22 protein-coding genes are annotated in these 22,642 nt (G+C 66.9%); 7 read left to right on the top strand and 15 right to left on the bottom strand.

Annotated elements, in window-relative coordinates:
- Positions 1-105: 105 nt before the first annotated feature.
- Positions 106-906 carry an alpha/beta fold hydrolase gene (locus tag ACFYOW_RS32200; RefSeq protein WP_387293849.1) on the top strand — a complete coding sequence of 267 codons (801 nt, stop codon included), beginning with the start codon at positions 106-108 and terminating at the stop codon, positions 904-906.
- Positions 907-997: 91 nt separating this feature from the next.
- On the opposite strand, the gene ACFYOW_RS32195 is transcribed toward ACFYOW_RS32200, so the two are convergent.
- Both ACFYOW_RS32195 and guaB read right to left on the bottom strand, forming a co-directional pair.
- Entirely contained in the window at positions 998-2,170 is a 1,173-nt protein-coding gene (locus ACFYOW_RS32195; protein ID WP_040686730.1) for a GuaB3 family IMP dehydrogenase-related protein, read from the bottom strand.
- Positions 2,171-2,474: 304 nt separating this feature from the next.
- Positions 2,475-4,019 (bottom strand): IMP dehydrogenase, encoded by a 1,545-nt coding sequence (gene guaB / locus ACFYOW_RS32190; protein ID WP_157124170.1) that lies wholly within the window; start codon positions 4,017-4,019, stop codon positions 2,475-2,477.
- Positions 4,020-4,403: 384 nt separating this feature from the next.
- Between guaB and ACFYOW_RS32185 the strand changes: the two genes are divergently transcribed.
- Entirely contained in the window at positions 4,404-4,817 is a 414-nt protein-coding gene (locus ACFYOW_RS32185) for a DUF5319 domain-containing protein (protein WP_040686729.1), read from the top strand.
- Positions 4,818-5,037: 220 nt separating this feature from the next.
- On the opposite strand, the gene ACFYOW_RS32180 is transcribed toward ACFYOW_RS32185, so the two are convergent.
- The 3 genes from ACFYOW_RS32180 to ACFYOW_RS32170 form a co-directional block, all read right to left on the bottom strand.
- On the bottom strand, positions 5,038-6,123 hold the full coding sequence (locus ACFYOW_RS32180; protein WP_387293848.1) for an anti-sigma-D factor RsdA: 1,086 nt from the start codon (positions 6,121-6,123) through the stop codon (positions 5,038-5,040).
- Positions 6,116-6,694: a sigma-70 family RNA polymerase sigma factor gene (locus tag ACFYOW_RS32175; protein WP_040686727.1), complete on the bottom strand. Its 579-nt coding sequence runs from the start codon at positions 6,692-6,694 to the stop codon at positions 6,116-6,118. Before ACFYOW_RS32175 ends, ACFYOW_RS32180 begins: the two co-directional genes overlap by 8 nt.
- Positions 6,695-6,821: 127 nt before the next feature.
- Positions 6,822-7,679 (bottom strand): hypothetical protein, encoded by an 858-nt coding sequence (locus ACFYOW_RS32170; protein ID WP_387293847.1) that lies wholly within the window; start codon positions 7,677-7,679, stop codon positions 6,822-6,824.
- Positions 7,680-8,309: 630 nt separating this feature from the next.
- Between ACFYOW_RS32170 and ACFYOW_RS32165 the strand changes: the two genes are divergently transcribed.
- The 3 genes from ACFYOW_RS32165 (at position 8,310) to ACFYOW_RS32155 (ending at position 9,770) form a co-directional block, all read left to right on the top strand.
- A complete protein-coding gene (locus ACFYOW_RS32165) occupies positions 8,310-8,603 on the top strand; it encodes a WhiB family transcriptional regulator (protein WP_014981828.1) in 294 nt (97 codons plus the stop codon).
- A 338-nt stretch (positions 8,604-8,941) separates the two neighbouring features.
- Positions 8,942-9,517 carry a sigma-70 family RNA polymerase sigma factor gene (locus ACFYOW_RS32160; RefSeq protein ID WP_387294051.1) on the top strand — a complete coding sequence of 192 codons (576 nt, stop codon included), beginning with the start codon at positions 8,942-8,944 and terminating at the stop codon, positions 9,515-9,517.
- 1 nt (position 9,518) lies between these two features.
- Positions 9,519-9,770, top strand: coding sequence for a hypothetical protein (locus tag ACFYOW_RS32155; protein ID WP_387293846.1), 252 nt, complete (start codon positions 9,519-9,521; stop codon positions 9,768-9,770).
- A gap of 140 nt (positions 9,771-9,910) precedes the next feature.
- Here ACFYOW_RS32155 and groL read toward each other — a convergent pair whose 3' ends face one another.
- Together groL and groES are read right to left on the bottom strand one after the other, a co-directional pair.
- The gene (gene groL, locus ACFYOW_RS32150; protein WP_387293845.1) at positions 9,911-11,521 is read right to left on the bottom strand and encodes a chaperonin GroEL; all 1,611 of its coding nucleotides are present in this window, start codon (positions 11,519-11,521) and stop codon (positions 9,911-9,913) included.
- Positions 11,522-11,609: 88 nt separating this feature from the next.
- The gene (gene groES, locus ACFYOW_RS32145; protein ID WP_040686722.1) at positions 11,610-11,909 is read right to left on the bottom strand and encodes a co-chaperone GroES; all 300 of its coding nucleotides are present in this window, start codon (positions 11,907-11,909) and stop codon (positions 11,610-11,612) included.
- Positions 11,910-12,618: 709 nt separating this feature from the next.
- On the opposite strand from groES, the gene ACFYOW_RS32140 reads away from it, so the two are divergent.
- Positions 12,619-14,163 (top strand): Hsp70 family protein, encoded by a 1,545-nt coding sequence (locus ACFYOW_RS32140; RefSeq protein ID WP_387293844.1) that lies wholly within the window; start codon positions 12,619-12,621, stop codon positions 14,161-14,163.
- 224 nt (positions 14,164-14,387) lie between these two features.
- Here the strand turns inward: ACFYOW_RS32140 and tsaD are convergent, their stop codons facing one another.
- The 7 genes from tsaD to ACFYOW_RS32105 form a co-directional block, all read right to left on the bottom strand.
- Positions 14,388-15,431 (bottom strand): tRNA (adenosine(37)-N6)-threonylcarbamoyltransferase complex transferase subunit TsaD, encoded by a 1,044-nt coding sequence (tsaD, locus tag ACFYOW_RS32135; protein ID WP_387293843.1) that lies wholly within the window; start codon positions 15,429-15,431, stop codon positions 14,388-14,390.
- The gene (gene rimI / locus ACFYOW_RS32130; protein WP_387294050.1) at positions 15,428-15,931 is read right to left on the bottom strand and encodes a ribosomal protein S18-alanine N-acetyltransferase; all 504 of its coding nucleotides are present in this window, start codon (positions 15,929-15,931) and stop codon (positions 15,428-15,430) included. Before rimI ends, tsaD begins: the two co-directional genes overlap by 4 nt.
- Before the next feature lie 62 nt (positions 15,932-15,993).
- Positions 15,994-16,707 carry a tRNA (adenosine(37)-N6)-threonylcarbamoyltransferase complex dimerization subunit type 1 TsaB gene (gene tsaB, locus ACFYOW_RS32125; RefSeq protein ID WP_387293842.1) on the bottom strand — a complete coding sequence of 238 codons (714 nt, stop codon included), beginning with the start codon at positions 16,705-16,707 and terminating at the stop codon, positions 15,994-15,996.
- An 89-nt stretch (positions 16,708-16,796) separates the two neighbouring features.
- On the bottom strand, positions 16,797-17,249 hold the full coding sequence (gene tsaE / locus ACFYOW_RS32120; protein ID WP_387293841.1) for a tRNA (adenosine(37)-N6)-threonylcarbamoyltransferase complex ATPase subunit type 1 TsaE: 453 nt from the start codon (positions 17,247-17,249) through the stop codon (positions 16,797-16,799).
- Positions 17,242-18,315 (bottom strand): alpha/beta fold hydrolase, encoded by a 1,074-nt coding sequence (locus tag ACFYOW_RS32115; RefSeq protein ID WP_387293840.1) that lies wholly within the window; start codon positions 18,313-18,315, stop codon positions 17,242-17,244. The genes tsaE and ACFYOW_RS32115 overlap by 8 nt, the downstream gene beginning before the upstream one ends.
- Positions 18,312-19,451 (bottom strand): alanine racemase, encoded by a 1,140-nt coding sequence (gene alr / locus ACFYOW_RS32110; RefSeq protein ID WP_387293839.1) that lies wholly within the window; start codon positions 19,449-19,451, stop codon positions 18,312-18,314. Before alr ends, ACFYOW_RS32115 begins: the two co-directional genes overlap by 4 nt.
- Positions 19,452-19,631: 180 nt before the next feature.
- Complete coding sequence (locus ACFYOW_RS32105; RefSeq protein ID WP_387293838.1) at positions 19,632-21,191, bottom strand: NAD(P)H-hydrate dehydratase; 1,560 nt, start codon at positions 21,189-21,191, stop codon at positions 19,632-19,634.
- Between the two features lie 120 nt (positions 21,192-21,311).
- Here ACFYOW_RS32105 and ACFYOW_RS32100 point away from each other — a divergent pair, with 120 nt between their 5' ends.
- Positions 21,312-21,734, top strand: coding sequence for a plastocyanin/azurin family copper-binding protein (locus ACFYOW_RS32100; protein WP_387293837.1), 423 nt, complete (start codon positions 21,312-21,314; stop codon positions 21,732-21,734).
- A 341-nt stretch (positions 21,735-22,075) separates the two neighbouring features.
- Here the strand turns inward: ACFYOW_RS32100 and ACFYOW_RS32095 are convergent, their stop codons facing one another.
- Positions 22,076-22,558, bottom strand: coding sequence for a MarR family winged helix-turn-helix transcriptional regulator (locus ACFYOW_RS32095; protein ID WP_387293836.1), 483 nt, complete (start codon positions 22,556-22,558; stop codon positions 22,076-22,078).
- Positions 22,559-22,642: the final 84 nt, after the last annotated feature.

Genomic DNA, 22,642 nt, shown 5'->3' with positions numbered 1-22,642 from the left:
CGGCACAGCAGCATCGCCGGCATCGGAGCCGAGCGCCGGCGAGGCTTTGATGTCAGCGGCGGAAATCCTCCCGCGCGCCCCCACACTGCTGGTTATCCTCATGCCGTGCCCTTCGCCCGCGCGATAGACGCCGACATTCACTACGAGGACAGTGGCGGCGACGGTCCGGTGGTCTTACTAGCACACGAATTCTTCATGGACCGGACGATGTTCGCATCCCAGATGGCCGCGCTCGCACCGGAATTCCGGATCGTGTCCTGGGATGCGCGCGGACACGGCCGCACCAGGGACCAGGGACTACCGTTCACCTATTGGACCGCCGCGCGCGACGCCCTCACCGTGCTCGACCATCTCGGCGCCGAACGCGCCGTGTTCGGCGGCACCGCGCAAGGGGGATTCACCGCGCTGCGCACCGCGCTCATCGCACCCGAGCGGGTTTCCGCGCTGATCCTGATCAGCACCGAGGCGAACGGCCCGACGCCCGAGCAATCCACGGCGACCCAGAAATTCCTGGACGAGTGGTACGACGACGGCTCCCGGCAGGAGGCCGTCGAACAGCTCGCGTATTGGCTGATCGGCGATGACGAGTGGTACCGGGCGATCTGGACCAAACGCTGGCTGGCCCGCGACCGCGAAGGCATCGAGGTCGCCGCGGGCTGTCTGCTCGGCCGCGATTCGGTATCGGATCGCTTATCCGAAATCACCTGCCCCGCCTTGGTGATTCACGCCACCGACAGCGGCATCGCCCGCGAGCGCGCCCAGCAGCTGGCCGCCGATCTCACCGCATCGACCTTCATCGAGATCGCGGGTGCCCGCCTGGCGGTCACCATGACCCACCCCGACCCGGTGAATCACGCCATCCAGCAATTCCTCCGCGAGCGGTCCGTGCCCACCCACGTCCGCTGACCCGTACTACGCCGACGGTAGTCGAATGGTGGCTGCGAACTGCCTCGACGACCACCATTCGACTACGCTCGGCGAGCCGAGGGGGTTGGGGTCAGGCGCGGACGCTGAGGCCGACGCGCTGGAATTCCTTGAGGTCGGAGTAGCCTGCCTTGGCCATCGAGCGACGCAGGCCGCCAACGAGATTCAGCGAGCCGAACGGGTCGTCGGAGGGTCCGTACAACACCCGCTCCAGGCTCGGACGCACCGTCTCGCCGGTATCACCGGACAACTCGCCGCCCAGATCCCACGGATCCTCCACGTGCAGCAGCGAACCGCGCGGCACCGACGGATGCGCGGCCGAGGACGGCCAGTACCAGCCGCGACCAGGCGCCTCGGCGGCCAACGCAAGCGGGACCCCGAGCATGGCGGCATCGGCGCCACAGGCGATGGCCTTGGCCAACTGACCAGAGGTGGCAATATCGCCGTCGGCGATGACGTGCACATAGCGGCCGCCGGTCTCGTCCAGGTAGTCGCGACGCGCGGCGGCGGCATCGGCGATGGCGGTGGCCATCGGCACCCCGATGCCGAGCACCTCGCCGGTGGTCGTCGCGCCGGGGTAGGAACCGTAGCCGACGATGACGCCCGCGGCGCCGGTGCGCATCAGGTGCAGCGCGGTCTTGTGATCGCTCACGCCACCGGCCACCACCGGCACATCCAGTTCGGCGATGAAGGTCTTGAGGTTCAACGGCTCACCGTCGCCGACGTGTTCGGCGGAGATGATGGTGCCGTGCACCACGAGTAGGTCGATCCCGGCCTGCAGCAGCGCCGGGGTCAGCGCGCGGGCGTTCTGCGGGCTCACCCGCACCGCCACCGTCACACCGGCAGCCCGCACCTGCGCGACCGCGGCGGCCAGCAGATCCGGCTGCATCGGCGCGGCATGCAGTTCCTGCAGCAGCCCGACGGCACGCTCATAGCCGCCCTTCGCGACGAGTTCGAGCAGCTGGTCGATCTTGGCGGCGACATCGGCGTGCCGGGCCCACAGCCCCTCACCGTTGATGACGCCGAGTCCACCGAGCCTGCCGAGTTCGATGGCGAACTCCGGCGAGACCAGCGCATCGGTCGGGTGCGCCAGGAACGGGATCTCGAATCGGTATGCGTCCAACTGCCACGCCAGCGATACCTGCTTCGACGAACGAGTCCGCCGCGACGGGACGATATCGACATCGTCCAGTTCATAGGTACGCCGGGCGGTCCGACCCATACCGATCTCGACCATGTCGCGCACGCTTGCTCCTCTGTATCTTTGGCCGCGCCTCCGGCGCGGCGTGTTCGCGGCCCCCTGGTGTCTCGCGTCCGAGCCGTCGAGACTCGCGCCTGCGGCGCATGCGCTTCGACGACTCGGACACGAGACGGGCCGCGAACGGTCGCTCGTAAGACTCGCTCCGTTGTGGGCAAGTAAGTGCGATGGTCAGGACTGATCGTCCCGACCCCTCACCTCGTCTCGCGAGGCCGTTGCGCTATCCGCAACGACTCGCGAGCAGCTCAATCATGCCCGGACCATTCCGTCCAGTACACAAACGTCAACCGGGCTAGCCGCGACCAGTGTAGTTGGGCGCCTCGACGGTCATGGTGATGTCGTGCGGGTGGCTCTCCTTGAGCCCCGCCGCGGTGATCTGCACGAACTGCGCCTCTTGCAGATCCGCGATGGACTGCGACCCGGTGTAGCCCATGGCTGCCCGCAGCCCGCCGACGAGCTGATGGATCACCTGGTTGACCGGTCCGCGGAACGGCACCCGCCCCTCGATGCCCTCGGGCACCAGCTTGTCCTCGGCGAGCACGTCGTCCTGGAAGTAGCGGTCCTTGGAGTAGGACTTGGCCTGGCCGCGGCCCTGCATGGCGCCCAGCGAACCCATGCCGCGGTAGCTCTTGAACTGCTTGCCGCCCACCAGGATCAGCTCACCCGGGGACTCGGCGGTACCGGCCAGCAGCGAGCCGAGCATCACGGTGGACGCGCCCGCCGCGATGGCCTTGGCGATATCACCGGAGAACTGGATGCCGCCGTCGGCGATCACCGGAACGCCGTACGGCTTGCACGCGGCGACGGCCTCGAGGATCGCGGTGATCTGCGGCGCGCCGACACCGGCGACCACGCGGGTGGTGCAGATGGAGCCGGGACCGACACCGACCTTCACCGCATCCGCGCCCGCCTCGACCAGCGCGGCCGCACCGGCCCTGGTGGCCACATTGCCGCCTACGATCTGGATGCGATCGCCGACCTCGGCCTTGACCTTGGTCACCATCTGCAGCACACCGGCCTGATGGCCGTGCGCGGTATCGACGATGAGCACGTCGACTCCGGCGTCGGCCAAAGTCATGGCGCGCGACCAAGAGTCCTCGCCGACACCGATCGCGGCGCCGACGAGCAGGCGGCCGTCACGGTCCTTGGTGGCGTTCGGGTACTGATCGGTCTTGACGAAGTCCTTGACGGTGATGAGTCCGCGCAGGCGGCCGTTACCGTCGACGATGGGCAACTTCTCGATCTTGTGGCGGCGCAGCAGACCGAGCGCGGCCTCGGCGGTGACGCCCTCCTGCGCGGTGATCAACGGCGCCTTGGTCATCACATCGGCGACCCGCCGGTTCTGATCGACCTCGAAGCGCATATCGCGGTTGGTGATAATGCCCACAAGCGCGCCGGTCTCATCCACCACCGGCAGTCCGGAAATGCGGAAGCGGGCGCACATCGCGTCGACCTCTGCGAGGGTGTCGGTGGGGCGACAGGTCACCGGGTCGGTGACCATGCCCGCCTCGGACCGCTTGACGGTCTCGACCTGCGCGGCCTGATCGGCGACGGCCAGATTGCGGTGCAACACGCCCATGCCACCCGCGCGCGCCATGGAGATGGCCATCCGCGCCTCGGTCACGGTGTCCATGGCGGAGCTGCAGAGCGGGGTGCGCAACCGGATCTCACGGGTCAGCTGGCTGGAGGTTTCCACCGAGCTCGGGATGAGATCCGAAGCGGCCGGTAGCAACAGCACATCGTCGAACGTGAGGCCGAGCATGGCGATCTTGTTCGGATCGTCACCACCCGTAGGAGGGCGGACCGCGATTCGTTCGCCCGATACGGGATTACTCATTCGGATCGACTCCTCCTGGACGTCGAAAGCAACGAACGCCGGGTTGGCCGGCGTCGTGGAAGCTGATGGGATGGACGGTAGCGGCTCCGCCAGCGCTGTCGGATACTGGCCGGGGCCTGTCACCCATGGTATCTGTCCCGCAAACACGCTCACGACTGCGCCTCGCTGGCGCTCGGCTCCGTCGTGCGCGTGAGCGCCTGTGCCCATGGTTCACTCGCTGCGCTCGCTCACGACTGCGCCTCGCTGGCGCTCGGCTCCGTCGTGCGCGTGGGCGCCTGTGCCCATGGTTCACTCGCTGCGCTCGCTCACGGAACTGAGCCCACCACCGAAACTTGCGCGCCACATAGCTGGCGAAGAGCACCCTGTTCTGCGTACCGTGGGGGTGTGCGTGACCATCTACCACCTGGCTTGCCGCCGGATCCGTTCGCCGGAGACCCCTCCGACCCGTCCGCCGCGCTCGATGCCATCGAGCCCGGCGAACCGCTGGATCCCCACGAGCGCCTTGCGGTCGAGGAGGATCTCGCCGACCTTGCGGTGTATGAGGCACTACTAGCGCACCGTGGCATCCGAGGACTCGTGGTCAGCTGCGAAGACTGCAGACAAGATCACTACCACGACTGGGACATGCTGCGCGCCAACCTGCTTCAGCTGCTGGTCGACGGCACGGTGCGCCCGCACGAGCCCGCCTACGACCCGATGCCGGAAGCGTATGTCACCTGGGATTACTGCCGGGGATACGCGGACGCCTCGATGAACGAGGCCTTCCACGGCGACGGATTCGACGGGTTCGACAGCTGACATCGCGCGCCCCACACACAGCGCGCTGACGCGCGGGCGCGATGTGAAATAGCTGACAGACAAAAAGCCGACCGCCGGTCGGCGATCGGTTCATGCACAACAATTCGAATGTCCGCGCACCCACGCACGCGCGGAAGTGGCGGATATGCATCCGCCACAGCGCTTCTGCTGGATCGAGCGCTTCTCACGAACCAAAGCGCTGTTGGAGTATCGACTTCGATTAAGTGGCCGGCCCCGATCCGGGCAACCCCGGCAAAGACGGCAAACCGGTGGGAACCACGAAGGTCGGCGGCTGCTGATGAGTCGGGGGTTGCGCGGGCGGGCCGGAATCCACGCTCGGCACGACCCCCGTGGGCTGGGTTCCCACGGTGGTCGGCGGAGCCTGAGTCGGATGACCGGGCTGGGTGGGCTGTTCGGGAGCGGGAGTGGTCACCGGCGGTGCGGTTGTCGGCAGTGTCGACTTGCCCGGTGTGTTCGGTTCTGTCGTCGGCACCTTCGAATCGACCGGCGGCACGACCGAGGAGGTAGAACCAGCATCGCCGGAAGGCTTGGCGGTCGGCGAGTTGGTGCCGTCGGTTGCCGTCGGGTTGGGTGTCGTCGTCGATGTCGTGCTCGCCGCGAGCGACTTCCCGATCTCCGGAGCGATCTTGTTCAACTCCGCGAGCAAGACGTTGAATTCGTTGATTCGCTTGTCCCGCTTGACCGGATCGTCGATCAGCTCGGCATTCGCCTTGGCGCCTTCCAGCTTTTCCCTTGCCTGCTCCGGATTGTCCTGAGCGAGCATCGTTTTCGCGTTGGCCAGATCGCTGTCGGCGCGCTGCACCACGGTCGACTGCGCCTGTTCGCTGAACACGACTTCCTTGACCCGCCAGAGCGGATCACCAGGAGCGGCGCCATAGGAGAACGCCGAAAGACCACCGATGACCAGAGCCAGCGCGGCAGCCGTCCCGAGAATCGGACGGATAAGCCGTAGTCGCCCACCGGACTGCGCACCGATCCGGACCTGCCGGGCACCGATCTCCTGATTGACCGCGGCAACGATCTCATCGAGGTTCGGTTCAGCGGGCAACGGCGGAGAAATCAGCTCCGCTCGCCAGTCCGCCAGCAGCGACGCGAGCTGAAACTCCTCCGCGCTGTCGGTCTGTACCGGGCCGTTGCTAGCAATGGCATCAATCAGCGCATCGTCTCTGCGTACCGCCGCGATGTCCACCGGACCGGTGTCACCACTCCCGGCGTAGGGACCGCTGTTTCGCGATCCACGTCGCGCCTTCCAGTCGCCCCGACCGCGCTCGCCATCCCTAGCCATACATTTCACCTGCCCTCGCCACTTGTGACTTCAGTTTCGCGAGCGCCCGGTGTTGGGCGACGCGTATCGCACCCGCCGTACTGCCCACGGCGACTGCGGTTTCTTCTGCTGACAAACCCATGACCAAACGCAGGATCAGAATCTCTCGATGCTTCTCCGGAAGCGTCGCGAGCAGACTGTTCATCTGCCTGCTCGTTTCGGACTCGAGAGCTCGCTGTTCCGGCCCCTGGTCGGTGGATATGACATCTGGTACTTCGGCCATTGCCTCCGCCTTGTTACGGGCGGCGTTGCGATGAGCGTCGGCAACCTTGTGCGAAGCGATTCCGTATACGAAGGCCATGAAGGGCCTGCCCTGGTCCTGATACCGGGGCAGAGCTGTCATCACGGCCAGACATACCTCCTGCGCGACGTCGTCCGCAGAGAGCTGTCCACGCTCCGCGGCGCCGATCCGCGCGCGGCAATAGCGCACCACCAACGGGCGGACCAATTCGAGTACCTGGGCTAAAGCGGATCTGTCGCCCTGCGCAGCGGCAGCGACGGCGAGGTCCAACTCTTCGCCCGTGTTCGTCATCGTCAGAGAATTTCCTGGCGTTACAAGTGGCACCGGTAGTGATGACCAGTGCTTCCGCCGAAGGGGCGGAACGGGTCTAACAATAGCGATACAACCCGTGGATCCGGGCAACACGGTGGTGTCTTGATCAGACTCGGGAATCACTCATGGGACGAAAGTGCCCGCCACGACGGCGGATTGCCTGCGCGCACCCCTGCGCATCGGTCGCGGCCGCGCTCGCGCGAGCCCCCGTGGACACCCCGGAGCGCAACATCGAACTAGCCCAACGCAATGGGAGCAATCCGTGCTCACGGCACTGCTCGGCGACCTCATCGGCGAGCGTTCGCGCATGCTCGACATCACCGGCTGCCGCGGCGGTCGCTGCGACCAGGAGCCGGGACTTGACCCGGTGCCGGACGGACGGTCCGTCCTCGGCCAGCGCGAGGGCCGTCGCGGCATGGGGCGCGGCGGTGTCGGCGGCGCCGGCAGCGAGTGCGGTCTCCGCGCAGACCCAATGCCACCGGATCAGTGTTCGCCAGCCGTGCGGCGACTGCGCCTGGGTCATCGCGTCATGAGTGCGCCGGAGCAGGCGGGAAGCGAGCGCCAAACGGCCGATGCCGAGCGCGTCGGCCGCGAGACCGGTGAGCGCGTCACAGATCGCGTCCACGCGTTCGGGACCGACCGCATCCCCCGTCGGCAGGATCAACGCGGCCGCGCGACCGTCGTATCCGGCGGCACGGGCATGCCAGCCGAGCTGACGCAGAAACGAGCCCTCGGTACTCGCGGCCAGCGACAGCAACACCGGATCGGTGCTGTGTGCGCGCAATACCCGCAACTCTTCACGTGCCGCGGCGTAGCGACCCTGACCACCGAAAATCACCGCCCGATGCCAGGAATCGAGCGGGTTCACGGCGGTTGGCAACTCGGTGGCGGCACGGCCCGGGCAGGCACCGAAAGCCGCCTCGGCAAGCATGGCGGACTCGACATATATAGGGGAAGCAGGCACGAGCACGCCGAACTCTAACCCGAGCGCCGCAGGTGGCCGCGCAGCGAGAAACCGTCCATCAGGTACTTCCGGCTAATATTGAGCATTTCATCGCCGTCGCCATGTTTCAATCAAGTAAAAGTACTTCCGGCAATCACATAGCGTGTGTGACCGGAATTCACATGCTTTTCGCGCAATTAACCTCAGCGCCCCGTTTCTGCCATCTCCGATCGACCGGACATCGTAGCGAGCCGTCGGCGGTGTGATAGGACCCACTTCTTCGCCTACTCGCTACCACACGGGGATGCAACCACCGACCGGTTCCCACCTGCGGGAATGCGGAATACTGACGCCATGCGAAGACATACCAGCCTCTGGCCAACCGAACAGTATTACCGGACGGGCCCACAAAGTAAACAGCTTCGAGGTTAATTTTCGCAGCTTAAGATTTAGAAAACTGCTGCATCGAACTATTGACGGAATTTCGCGGCTGGACCTAACGTAACTCATCGCCACGGTCGGCGCCGCGCGAAATTGCAGCGACCGCAATAGGCGAGCCCATGGCACGCCGCCGACCCAGCGCCGTGGCCACAACTGTTGCAGAACAACTGCTCGACAACGCTGACGAGCTCGCACCACGAGGAGTTCACCATGCCCATGCCTACCCACCTCCCCGGACCGAACGCGGACGTCTGGGACTGGCAGATGCGAGGATCCTGCCGAGGCCAGGACTCCGCGGTGTTTTTCCATCCGGACGGTGAACGCGGCCGCGCCCGCACCGCACGCGAGATGCGCGCCAAGGAGATCTGCCGGGCCTGCCCGGTGCTCATGCAGTGCCGCAGCCACGCGCTCAAAGTCAGCGAGCCCTACGGCATCTGGGGCGGCATGTCCGAAACCGAGCGGGAGATGCACGCTCGACGCAACCGTCGTCGGATGGCCGTCTAAAACGAACTTCTTCCCATCCATGTGGCGCGGCGCGCCGAATGCCTAGCAAACACCCGGCGATGGTCACAAGCCGAAGTCGGTTGTAGATACGGCGTTTCGCGAAACCGGCGGCGTGTCATGGCGTGTCCTCTCCAGAAGCGTCTGGCGTGTCGAGGTTTACCGGGAAGTTGCCGACTCGCATGCGGTTGGCTGATACCCCACCGCATGAGGTCCGATAGCGGCCCGCTACGGTAGTGACCGATGACACAGAATGGAGCGTTGTGACAACGCGGCCGCCGGCCGCAGAGGGCGACTCGTTCCGAAGAGAAGCCATCCCACCCACCATTGCGTCGAATCGGGTGGAATCTGCGGTAACGGCACGCGCCGCCGAAAGTATCGAACTCGCCGCACTTCTCGAACGTTGCGGCCGGTCCGACCAGGAAGCATTCGCCGAGCTGTACGACCGAACGTGCGCGCGCGTGTTCGGCTTGGTGCTACGCGTCCTGCACGACCCCGGCTACGCGGAGGAGACCACCCAGGAGGTGTATCTCCAGATCTGGCGGACCGCGTCCAGTTTCGACGCGACCAAAGGTTCCGCGGTGACATGGTTGATGACCCTCGCCCATCGGCGGGCCGTCGACCGGGTCCGCGCCGAACAGGCCCATACCCTGCGCGAAGTCGCCTATGGGATAAGGGTTCTCGGCAACGAATTCGATGAGGTCACCGAAGAAGTGGAGCGAAGGCTCGAGCAGCAGGCCGTCCAGCTGGGTCTAGGGACATTGACACAGACTCAGCGGGAGGCCATTTCGCTCGCCTACTACGGCGGGCGAACCTACGCGGAAGTCGCCGACTTCCTCGGCGTAGGGTTACCGACCGTTAAGTCCCGTATACGGGACGGATTGACACGACTGAAGAAAAGTTTGGGGGTGACGTGAGGTGAACGAAGCCCGGATCGATCTCGCGCACGCCGTCGCGCTCGGATCGATCGACGACGAAGACCACAATGCGTTGCAGGAAGTGCTCGACGGCGAGGACCCCGTACTACGCGCGGAATTCATGATCGAAGTCCAGCAGACGAAGGAAGTCCTCGGCACTCTCGCGGAGGCGACGGCGGCCCAGCCGCCCGCCGCCCTGCGTGCCAGATTGCTCGCCGCCATCGCCGCTGAGCACCCACCTGTCGCCTCTTAGAACTTCGCCGACCAGAGTCGGAATCAGTTCTCGCGATTGATATTTTTCGACTTGTTGCGCGCCATTGCGTTCATATTGTTCACAACACGAAGGCCCCCGGGACGTGCGGTCCCGGGGGCCTTCTGCCGTGCGGCCTGCGCTCAGTGCGCGTGACCGTGGTGGCTGTGGTCGTGCTCCTCTTCGGCGGGCTTGTCGACCACGGCGCTCTCGGTGGTGAGAATCATCCGGGCCACCGACGCCGCGTTCACGACCGCGGAGCGGGTCACCTTGACCGGGTCGACGACACCGTCGGTGAGCAGATCACCGTAGGCGAGGGTGGCGGCATTGAAGCCCTCCTTGCCGTCGGTGACCTTGCTGACCACCACGGAACCGTCCACGCCCGCATTGGTGGCGATCCAGAACAGCGGCGCCGACAGTGCGGTACGCACCGCCTCGACACCGATGGCCTCGTCGCCGGAGAGCGAGTCGCGCAGTTCGACGAGCTTGGCCGCGGCGTGCACCAGGGCGGTGCCACCACCGGGCACGATGCCCTCGTCGACGGCGGCCTTGGCCGCGCTGACCGCGTCCTCGACCCGGTACTTGCGCTCCTTGAGCGCGGTCTCGGTGGCCGCGCCGACCTTGATCACCGCGACGCCGCCTGCCAGCTTGGCCAGGCGCTCCTCGAGCTTCTCCCGATCCCAATCGGAATCGGTGGCCTCGATCTCGCGCCGCAGCTGCGCGCCACGAGCCGCGATGTCCTCGGCGGTGCCCGCACCGTCGATGATCGTGGTGTCGTCCTTGGTGACGACGATGCGACGCGCCTTGCCGAGCACCTCGATGCCCGCCTCGCGCAGCGAGATGCCCAGATCCGGGTTGACCACGGTGCCCGCGGTGACGACGGCGAGGTCGTCGAGGAAGGCCTTGCGCCGGTCACCGAAGAACGGTGCCTTCACCGCAACAGCCTTGAGGGTCTTGCGGATCGAGTTGACCACCAGGGTGGACAGCGCCTCGCCCTCGACGTCCTCGGCGATGATCAGCACCGGCTTGCCGGATTCGGCGATCTTCTCCAGCAGCGGGAGCAGGTCGGGCAGCGAGCTGATCTTCTCCCGGTTCAGCAGGATGTAGGCATCCTCGAGGACGGCCTGCTGGCTGTCGGCGTCGGTGACGAAGTAGGGCGAGAGGTAGCCCTTGTCGAACTGGACGCCCTCGGTGACGACGAGTTCGGTCTGCAGTGTCGAGGACTCCTCGACGGTGACCACGCCGTCCTTGCCGACGGTGGTCAGCGCCTTGCCGACCATTTCGCCGATCTCCTCGTCGCGCGAGGAGACCGTGGCGACCTGTGCGATGGCCTGCTCACCGGAGACCGGGGTGGCCAGCGCGAGCAGCGCCTCGGAGACCGCGTCGGCGGCCTTGGCGATGCCCGAACCCACCACGATCGGATTCGCGCCCGCCGCAACGTTCTTCAGACCCGCACGCACCAGCGCCTGGGCCAGCACGGTGGCGGTGGTGGTGCCGTCACCGGCGACATCGTTGGTCTTGGTCGCGACGCTCTTGACCAGCTGCGCGCCGAGGTTCTCGAACGGATCCTCGAGGTCGATATCGCGCGCGATGGTGACACCGTCGTTGGTCACGGTCGGGCCGCCGAAGGCCTTCGCGAGCACGACGTGGCGACCACGCGGCCCGAGGGTGACCTTCACCGCGTCGGCGAGCTTGTCGACGCCGCGCTCGAGAGCACGACGAGCCTTCTCGTCGAACTCGATCTGCTTTGCCATGTTTTTGTCAGCTCCTGTGTGTTCTGGGCCGAACGCACTCCGCCCCGGGTCGCGAAAGACACCGGGGCGGAACGCATGTGCCTATCGGCTACTTGGTGACGACGGCCAGGATGTCGCGCGCCGACAGGATGAGGTATTCCTCGCCCTGGTACTTGATCTCGGTGCCGCCGTACTTGCTGTAGATGACGACGTCGCCTTCCTTGACGTCGACCGGGATGCGGTCACCCTTGTCGGTGACGCGTCCTTCGCCGACGGCGATGACGGTGCCCTCCTGCGGCTTCTCCTTCGCCGTGTCGGGGATGACCAGGCCGGAGGCCGTCGTCGTCTCGGCCTCGTTGGCCTGGACGAGGATCTTGTCCTCGAGCGGCTTGATGTTCACGCTCGCCACGTTGAGCCCTCCACTTTCAGGGGATTTACGGTCGTCCGGAACTGTTGTCCCGGACCATCGGTATCGGTTTGTATCGAGCGACCCGCAAGCAGTCGCCGACGGTCACTCGAACTCGACCCTGCGCATCAGCCCCGTCGTCGCGGGTGCCGGGACCCCTGCTCAGTAGTCGAACTGGCACACGCACATCACACAGTGCCGACTAGCACTCTATACATGAGAGTGCCAGCGCTCAAGGTTGGACGGTGCCAAAACCATTGGTCCCCGCCTACGCGTGTCATTTTTCCGACACGCGTACGCCACGCCACGCCCAGATCTCTGAGGGCTTCCCAAGACTTCGGCAAATCTGTAACGTTCGGATAACGGATTGTGACAGTATTGACGACGGTCGTGCTCCGCTCGCCGTGTTCGTCACGAACCGGCGCTTCGGGGGGAGCACCAAGCGTCACGAAACACCCAGTGCCACAGAGCAATACCCGCTCCGCAAGAGCAAGATCAACGTCAGTACCAGCGTCACAACACCAGCGTTTTTCAAACAAGAAGCTTCACCAGAGGGCAAGACCACACGTGATCCATGGCCGTCCCAGCGACCCATCCGGACAATGGGTCGGCCCGGTCCCGCGTCCGGATCGCTCGCCATCCACGCGAGCTGTCCGGCTGTCCATTCGAGATGGTCGGCGACACCATGACCATCCGCTCGAAGGGAGGTGACATGCGAACATCCCTCGGCATATCGGCCGGTAACGAGGTCGTGTGCTCGGCGCTGGTCGCTACCGCGTCCAATGGCGCGCAGAGTTTCGACTATCGAGTGGTCTCCGCGGACGCGGCCCACTCCGATCTCGGCGATCTCGTCGCGTCCTCGATCGAGCTCATGACCACCCAGCTTCCGACCACGCAGCTCTCCTATGACGTGGCCTTTCCGACGCATCCGGTCGGCGCGCGCTTCGCCGGTGCGAAATCGGTCGGTGTCGACTCCGCCGCCGGTCGCCCGCCCACCAGCGTCGCGGTTGCCTATCGCAGTAAAGAGCAGGCGCAGGTGATCCGGTCGGCCACCGGCAAACAGCGCGATCTGCGGCTGGTGCCGGAAGGTACTGCGGCACTTACGTATTTGCGGTACACCGGGCTCGTGGACCGCTACGAAACGGTCGCCATTGTCGACCTCGGCGCGACCGGTCTCAGCGTCACCGTGGCCGACCAAGCCGATGCCACCATCCTGCGCACCGAACGCACCGCGGCGATCAGCGGCAACGCCGTCGACGAGCTGATCTATCACCACCTGGTAGATCTGCACTACGCCCGGCGCGGCACCCGCCCCAACCGGGGCATGCTGACCAACCGCGGCCGCGCCGCCAAGGAACACCTATCGATCGCACCCGCCGTGACCATCGATCATGTCGCCGGGCAGCCGCTCAAGCTGACCAGGGCCGACTTCGAGGAACTGATCTCGGATCTGCTGCGCGAGACCGCCGTTTTCGTCGCCGCGGTTTTCGCGCGGGCGCCCACGTTTCCGCAGGCCGTCATCGTGATCGGCGGCGGGGCCAATATTCCGGCCGTCCTGTCCACCCTCGAACGCGCGCTGGACATTCCGGTGCACACCATCGACGATCCGGAGGCGGTGATCGCGAAAGGTGCCGCGCTGGTGGCGGATTCGGTGCAGCCGTCGGTGTTCCCGGTCGTCGGCGCCGCCGACGCGCCGGTCGGTACCTTCACCAAGGTCGCCGGCACGCTGGCGGGCGCGATCGTGGTGGTCGGCCTGGTCATCGGCTACGGGGTGAAGACCTTCGCACCGACCGGGGACGACGAGATCTCCCCCGCGGGCACCACCAGCAGTGCCCAACTACCCACGGCGCCGATGACGGTGGTGCCACCGACCGGTGCGGCCACTTCGACCACCGGCCCGAACCGGGAGAGCACCAACCGGCCCTCCGGCGCCAGTATCCCCTCGCTCACTCCGGACCGCGGCCAACCGGCCACCTCGACCGCCTCGTCGCCCGTCGGGACCACCCCGTCCGCGCCGACGCTACGCCCGGATCCGAACCTGCCGCCGATTCCGTTCCCCGAGTTGCTCGGACCGCTGTTCGGAAACCCGAATTCGCCGGGTGCCGGGTCGTCGGGGCAGGACCGCGGCCCGGCGTCATCGGCGCCGCAACTGGAGCCAACACAGGCGCCCGCGCAATCGCGGATTCCATTCCCGCCCAGGGCGAATTCGGGATCGAGCGCGGGGCTGTCGGTGCAGTTGGTCGGGCCCCACGACTGAAAACCAGGCAGGGTGGTTCGGCAGCCGGAGCAATTTTGCGCGCTGCCACCATCCAGACGCAGCTCCCCCGCCGAGGGTAGTCGAATGGTTGCTCAGAATCCCACCCACAGCCGCCATTCGACTACCCTCGGCAAACTCTCGACAATGCGACCTGCGGGAGGTAAGCCGGGTACGGCACACGACGTGCACAGATCGCACCCCCTGGGCACAGCGGGGTACGAGAGTCAGCCGACTTGGCTGACGGAGACCGGGAGGCCGGGGTCGGTGGCGACGGTCAGGGGGGATGGGGTTGCGCCGCCTGCGATTACGTGGGCGCCGAGGGCCGCGATCATTACGCCGTTGTCGGTGCACAGGCGGGGTTTGGGGACGCGCAGGCGCAATCCGGCCGCGGCGCAGCGGTCTTCGGCCATCGAGCGGATTCTGGAGTTCGCGGTGGCGCCGCCGCCGAGGACCAGGGTCTGCACACCGACATCCTGGGCGGCACGTACCGCCTTCATGGTGAGTACGTCGGCGACCGACTCCTGGAACGATGCCGCGATGTCCGGGATCGGAAGTTCATCGGCGGTGAAGCCGTTGCGCTGGGCCGCCTCGACGTAGCGGGCGACGGCGGTTTTGAGGCCGGAGAAGGAGAAATCGTAGCGGGGGTCGCGCGGGCCGGTCATACCGCGGGGGAAGGCAATGGCCTTCGGATCGCCGTGTGCCGCAGCGGCATCCAGCGCCGGTCCGCCCGGGAAGCCGAGGCCGAGTAGCCGGGCGACCTTGTCGAAGGCTTCGCCCGCCGCGTCGTCCACGGTGCTGCCCAGTTCGACGATCGGCTCGGCCAGATCGGTGACGTGCAGCAGATGCGTGTGCCCGCCGGAGACCAGCAACGCGACGCACGGCGGCATCGGGCCATGTTCGAGGGTGTCCACCGCGACGTGTCCACCGAGATGGTTCAGTGCGTAGAACGGCACATCCCACGCTGCCGCATAGGCTTTCGCGGCCGCGACGCCGACCAGCAGCGCACCGGCCAGTCCCGGTCCGATGGTCACCGCGAGTGCGTCGGGCTTGCTGATGCCCGCGGCGGCCAGCGCTCGGCGCATCGCGGGCACGATGGCCTCGAGATGTGCGCGCGAGGCGATCTCCGGGACCACACCGCCGAAGCGGGCGTGCTGTTCGACGCTGGAGGCGACCTCGTCGGCGAGCAGTTCACAGGTGCCGTCGGGGTGTCGGCGCACGATGCCGACTCCCGTTTCGTCACAGGAACTTTCGATACCCATGACGATCACGAAAGCACCTCGTTCGGTTGTGCCGATTCGGCCGGCTGCGGGCGCCAGGCGGGGTTCGCTGCTAGTTCCGGTCTGCGCATGGTGTACGCGTCGGCACCACTCGGGTGGTAGTAGTTCTTGCGCAGGCCGATGATGTGGAAGCCGTGCTTGGCGTAGAGCGCGATGGCGGGGGCGTTATCGGTGCGCACCTCGAGGAAGACCGGCCCGCCGCGCTTACCGGCCTCGGCGAGCAGCGCCTCCAGCAGCATCGTGCCGACACCGCCGCGATGGCAGCCTGGATCGACGCCGATGGTATGCACCTCGGCCTCGGGGTGTTCGGCGTCACCGAGCAGCGCGATACCCGCATAGCCGACCATTCGCCCGGCCTCGTCGCGCGCGACGATATAGCGGTTGTGTTGTCCAGCCAGTTCGGAGTGGAAGGACACCGCCTGCCACGGATCGTCCTCCGGGAACAACAACTGCTCGAGTTCGACACAGCGCTCGATATCGGCGACGTCCATGGGCTCGATGCGAGTCACGGGTCTGCTTCGCCCCTTGGACCTCCGGTCAGGTTCCACGGCCGTCACGCTCCCGTCCGGTCGAGCGTGCGGTAGCTCCGTTCCACCGCATCCGGTCTGCGCAGGTACAGCGGGATCAACGGTTCCGGGACGGCGCGCGCCAGCAGTTCGGCAGCCGCGACCCGCACCAGACCGGCGGGTGACGGGGTTTCGGCCGGGAGCACGGGCAGGTCGAACAGATCGACGTGCGAGGCGGAACCGGCGATCATGGTGGCCTGCACGGGATCCAGGTCACCGGGCTTGCTCACCTCCGGGCCCTCGATGCGATATCCGTCACGGTAGCGGGCCCAGTACACCTCGCGTCGGCGCGCGTCGGTGACCACGAGCAGTTCGCTCTCGGGTGTGATGCCAGGCAGCAGCGAGGGTTCGAGCACCGCGTCGGCGGCAATCGCGTCGAGGCTGCACACACCGTAGACCGGGACGCCGAGCGCGTCACCGAAGGCGGCGGCGGTCGCCATGCCGACGCGCAGTCCGGTGAACGGCCCCGGACCGATGCCGACCACGACGGCCTCGATATCGGCTCTGGAACGATCTGCCTCCGAGAGGCATTCGAGGATTTGCGGAGTGAGCACCTCGGCGTGAGCGCGAGCGTCGACCCGGACGCGAGCGGCGACGGTGCGCACCCGCGCCGGTGCGACGGTGCCGGGTGCGGCCTGCTCCAGTTCCACCAATCCCGCCGTTACGGCGGGGGTCGCGGTGTCGACGGCTAGTACAAGCATGATTGGCCCAACGATACCGGGTGGTACCTGGGCGTGGTGCGGAGCTACTCGGTAGTTACGGCACCCTGGTCAAGGGGCCTCTCCGCGACCTACCCGACCCATTCCCAGATCGCGGTGCGGACTTCGGAATTCGGTTCGCGCGAGAGCAACACGTACAAGTGCCGCTCGGCGAGGTGTTCCACGACACCCTTGCCCCACTCCACCACCACGACCGCCTGATGCAGATCGGTGTCGAGATCCAGGGCGTCCAATTCGTCCAGATCGCCGCCGAGTCGGTACGCGTCCACATGCACCAGCGGCACCGGCGCGGCACCTTCGCGCTGTCCGGCCCGGTGCTGGCGGGCGATGATGAAGGTCGGTGAGCTGACCCGGCCCTGTACGCCGAGGCCCTCGGCGATACCGCGAGTCAGTGCGGTTTTGCCCGCACCGAGCGGTCCGTCGAGTACCACCAGATCACCCGCGCCCAGACCGGCGGCGAGTTCACGACCGAAGGCCTCGGTGTCGGCGACCGTGGGCAGAACCCGTTGCTGCCGTTCAGCCACCGGCGACCTCCGCGGTTGATTGGGTGTCCTCGATGACGCCCGCGCGTACGAGCAGCCGGTCGAGTGCGGCGTTGACGAGATCCGGGAATTGCATATGCGCCATATGCGCGGCGTCATCGAGTCGGACGAGTTCGCTCTCGGGCAATTCGCGTGCCAGCGCCCGCGAGTTGCGGAACGGAATGACGACATCGTGCGCGCCGCCCAGCACCAGCACCGGCAGGCCCGCGAGCGTCGGCAGCGCGGCAGATTCGTCGTGCAGTTCGAAGGCCTTCAGGAATTTCACGATCGTTTCGACGGGCGTGCGGTCGATCATGAGCGTGGTGAAGCGCGACAGCGTGGGGCTGACGGGTCCGTGAAACGAGCTGACGTGCAGTATCGGCGCGATCACATGCCGGACGGTGCTGCGCCCGGCCTGCACCAACGTCGGCGCGGTGTGCACGACCAAGCGGAAGCCGTCGACCGCCGGGTTGCGCAGCAGCTGCGCGATACCCGCCGAGGTGACCTCGGCCGCGGCGGTCGAGAGCAGACCGATCCCGATCACCCGCGCCGCGAACAACTCCGGGAACTGCGCTGCCGCGGCGAGCACCGCCATGCCGCCGAGCGAATGACCGACCAGGACCACCGGACCGGCCGGGGCGGTCGCCTCGATGACGGCCGCCACATCGCGCCCGAGTTGGGCGACGGTGCAGCTGCCGGTGGTCGGGGTGCCTGAGCGGCCATGGCCTCGCAGATCGAAGAAGACCAGGCGAGCGCTTGTGCCCCAACGCTTTTCCAGATCACGGCGCTGGAAGTGGTACGACTCCATGGTGTTGCAGAAGCCGTGCACGAAGATCACGGTGACCGGGGCCGCGGGCGGGCCGCATTCCCGGGTGGCCAGGCGCACACCGTCCTCGGTGAGCACCGCACCGGAGCGGTCCTCGTCGAGCAGATCGAAGTTCTCGTCGCGGTATTCGTCGACGCGAGCAGGCCGGAGCACCCGGGCGCCGATGCGACGCAAGGCATGGGCGCCGGCCAGCGCGCCGACCACACCGGCGGTTGCCAATCCGCCGCGGACGACTGTTCTCATCGAATTCCCCCTACGTGGCGCCGCACCACTCGGCCGTGTGGGGAGCACACGATCTCATAGTGGATGGTGCCGAGCAGATCTGCCCAGTCCTGGGCGCGCGGCCGGTCCGCGCCGAACAGGATCGCGGTATCGCCTTCGACGACGCCCGCGGCATTGTCGCCCAGATCGACGACGAATTGGTCCATACAGATGCGACCGACGTTGGGGCGCAATGCGCCACCGAGCCACACCGCGAAGCGGTTGCTCAACGGACGGAACACACCGTCGGCGTATCCGGCGGGGATGAGGGCGACGGTGGTGTCGCGCGGAGCGATCCACTGGTGGCCGTAGGAGACGCCCTCACCGGCGGCGACCTCTTTGACCAGGGCGACTCGCGCTTGGAAGGTCATCGCGGGCCGTAGGCCGAACTCGCCGAGTTCGGGTATCGGAGTCAGGCCGTACATCGCGATCCCGGGGCGGACCATATCGAAGGCAAGATCCGGGCGGGTGAGCGTGGCAGCCGAGTTCGCGAGGTGGACCAGTTCCGGTTCGAGGCCGTGTTCCTTGGCGGCGGCTACGGCCTCGACGAAGCGGTCGCGCTGAACGTTCAGAAAGGGGTGGTCCGGCTCATCGGCGTGTGCGAGGTGAGAGAAGATCGCGCGGAACCGCACTACCTGTTCGTCCACCAGCGTGCGCAGGGCCGCGAGCACCACCGGGTACTCGAGCGGCGCAATGCCGTTGCGGTTGAGGCCGGAGTCGACCTTCAGCGAGACGATGGCAGTCCGGCCGCAGGCGCGCGCCACGGCCTCGATCGCACGCAGGTGCTCCAGGGAGGAGACACCGATCTCGATATCGTGCTCGACCGCGGCGCGGAAGTCGGCATCGGAATTATTGAGCCAGCACAGGATCGGGGCGGTAATTCCGGCGGTGCGCAACTGCACCGCCTCGGCGACCGTCGTGACCCCGAGTTCCGCCGCACCGGCCGCCAGCGCGGCCCGCCCGACCTCGACGGCGCCGTGGTTGTAGCCGTCGGCCTTGACCACCGCCATCACCGCCGCGTCCCCCGCATATTCACGCAGGATCCGCACGTTGTGGGCAATGGCATCCAGATCGATAACCGTCTCCACTTGCGCCTCCACGCTTATTGATCCTGCCATTCGGCTTCTGGCTCGCGCGAGGGCGTCGGTTCATGGCCTGGCGGCGAGCGGCGGGGCAGGGGCGCTTGGATGCGAGCGCCGGTAGGACTCGGAGGCCCGGACGACCGCCGGTTGCCGAGACCAGCGCGTCTCGCAGGGGCGTCGATGTGGCAATAAAAGTGCGGTCCGGGGCAGCGCACGTCACTTCGCCGCAAGCGTGCGCAAAGTGCGGATTGCCGGACGCAGGTGGTCGAGGAGAGGTGATGCGGAGGTGGGGGCGGCGGATGGGTGGCTCTCGTGGGCGGCGAGGTTGGCGGCGAGGGCGTGGACGCGGGCGGCAGCGGCGGCGGACCAGGCGGGATCGTAGCCCGCAGCGAGGAGGGCGCCGATGATGCCGGAGAGGACGTCACCCGCGCCGGCGGTGGCGGCCCAGGAACCCCCTGCTTCGTTGACGAGGACAGGGCGGCCCGGCGTGGCGACGAGGGTGGCTCGGCCTTTGAGCAGGACGGTGACTTGCCAGGATTCGGCGAGCTCGCGGACGGCGGCCACTCGGTCCTGACCGACTTCGTGCCCGGTCAGGCGGGCGAATTCGCCTGCGTGCGGGGTCAATACGGTCGGGGCGGTGCGGCCGCGGACCAGGTCGGGATCGGCGGCGAGCAAGGTGAGGCCGTCGGCGTCGACGACGACGGGCAGGTCGGTGGCGAGGATTTCGGCGAGTCGCTTGTGGGCGTCGGTGTCGGTGCCCGCGCCAGGGCCGAATACCCAGGACTGCACTCGGCCGGTGGAGGAGATGGTCTGGGCGGCAATGACTTCGGGGAAATGGTCGAGGACCTCGGCCGCGCCGGTTCCGGCGTAGCGGACCATACCGGAGGTGGCCGCGACAGCGGCACCTGCGCACAGCACGGCTGCGCCGGGATAAGTCGCGCTGCCCGCGCAGATGCCGGTGACGCCCTGGGTGTATTTGTCGTCTGCAGGTTCCGGGATAGGCCACCGCGCACCGATCTCCGCCGGTTCCAGCGCTACCAGATTCGGTTCGGGAAGCTGTAAACCGATGGGCACCAATTCGATTCGGCCGCAGTAGGGTGCGGCCAAGGCATGTACCGGCTTGTAAGCGCCGAAGGCGACCGTGACCTCGGCTCGGACAGCCGGGCCGGTCACCGCGCCGGTGTCCGGATCGACCCCGCTCGGCAGGTCGGCGGCGATGATCGGAACATTCAGAGCGGCAACGATTTCCGCGGCCATCGGGCGCAGCGGCCCGCGGCCGGAGATACCGACGATGCCATCGATCACCAGGTCGGGTCTCGAGCCCGTTGCGCCATTTGGCTCAACAGAACTCACCCCGGTCGCGCTAGCCGCCCCGGCGGGAATCGATCCGGCGGCGTCTGACCTGGCCGAGCTCGCACCATCGGCACGCAATACATCCGACGCATTTCGGATCCGGCCACCTTCCTTGCGCAGTGCGGCAAGGCCTTTCGCGTGGGCGCGTTCCGGATTCAGCAGCAGAGCGGTCACGGCGACGCCGCGGCGGCGCAGCATTGATCCGGCCCATAGCACGTCGCCGCCGTTATCACCGGAGCCCACGAGCAGCAGCACCGACCTGCCCGCGATGCCACCGGTCCGCGCACGCAACTCGCTCGCGACCACCGTCGCCAATCCGTAGGCCGCCCGATGCATGGGCATGCCCTCGGGGACACGGGTGAACAGCTCGGCCTCGGCCGCGCGCACTTCATCGGCGGTGAAATAGCCTCGCTGGCTGGACATGAACGCTCGCCTCCACTGCGTCGATCGGGCACTGCGGTTCCGCTCGTACGGGATAGGCCGAAGCGACAACGCCATGGCGCCGCGCGGGCCCGCACCGTCAGCAGACTACGCTTGGCCGTCATGCCGATGGTGCGCCGCGCGATGTCCACCCGGATCGCAACCGGATTCGTCCTGGCCGCGACACTACTGCTGGCAGGCTGCGGCTCCAGCGATACGAACTCGACTGCCGCGTCGACCACCGCGAAGGCCGGCCGGCCGACGACGACCAGGTCCGGCGATTCGAAACCCGCCGCCGTCACCGTTGACGTCACGGATATGAAGTTCTCCCCCGCCGATGTCACCGTCAAGGTCGGCGAGACCGTGACCTGGAAATTCAAGGACTCCGTCCCGCACACCGTCCAGGGCATCGGCGATAAGGCCATGGGCATCAACAGCCCGATCTTCGACAAGGGCGAATGGAACTACACCTTCTTCGCCCCCGGCACCTACCGCTACCTGTGCTCCCTGCACCCCCAGATGCGCGGCACCGTCACCGTCGAATAGCTCGATCAGCGCGGACGGCACGGCCATCGCATCGGCGCTGCTTGCCTGTGACGGCACTCGATACACCTCTCGAGCCGAGCATGAGGTTCATCACGCCGATCGACCGGCGCACCCTTTTGAGCCGCCCCAGCGAGATTCGGACCACTTGTCCGCGTCGCAGCCCGCACACGCGATGGGAATACAGCCAACGCGCGACCAGATCATCGCGCCGATCAACCAGAGCACCAAGTGAGCCGCACAGGCACGATTCGGACCACTGTCTGCATGGCAGCCCGCACATGTGACGAGCACGTCGAGGGCGGCCGGACATTTCGCCGATCACCGATGTACCGAATGAACCGCTATGCCTGTGGGATTCGGGTGCCGCGGACCGCGTTGGTGTTCATCGCTTCGACGGCGGCGACCAAAGGGGCCAGTTCGGGGTCGGCGGCGGCTTGGCCCAGAGCGCTGGACAGGGCGGTGTCGTGGGTGGGGCGGGCGCGGGTCAGTAGCTCGAGGCCCGCGGAGGTGACGTCGGTGTAGATGCCGCGGCGGTCGTCGGGGCATAGGTAACGCTGCAGCAGGCCGCGGTCTTCGAGACGGGTGACCAGGCGGGTTGTCGCACTCTGGCTGAGCACCACGGCTTCGGCGACCTGATTCATGCGCAGGTGCCCGCCGGGTCCGTCGTGCTGACGACTGAGCACGACGAGGAGCGAGAATTCGCGCACGCTCAGCCCGTGACCGGATTGCAGGGCGCGTTCGATATGCGCCTCGATCCGATCGTGCAGCAGCGACAGTGCATACCAACCATCGGCCAGGCCGGTCAGGGCGGCATCCGCGGTCATGGCATTCCTTCTGCGTCGGGGCTCGTCCCTCCAGGATAGATGAACGTCGCAATAGCCAGCGCTTGCAATTAAGCCGCGCCTGCA

Source organism: Nocardia sp. NPDC006982, from assembly GCF_042869435.1.
GTDB lineage: Bacteria > Actinomycetota > Actinomycetes > Mycobacteriales > Mycobacteriaceae > Nocardia.
This window is presented reverse-complemented; position numbering and strand designations above follow the sequence as displayed.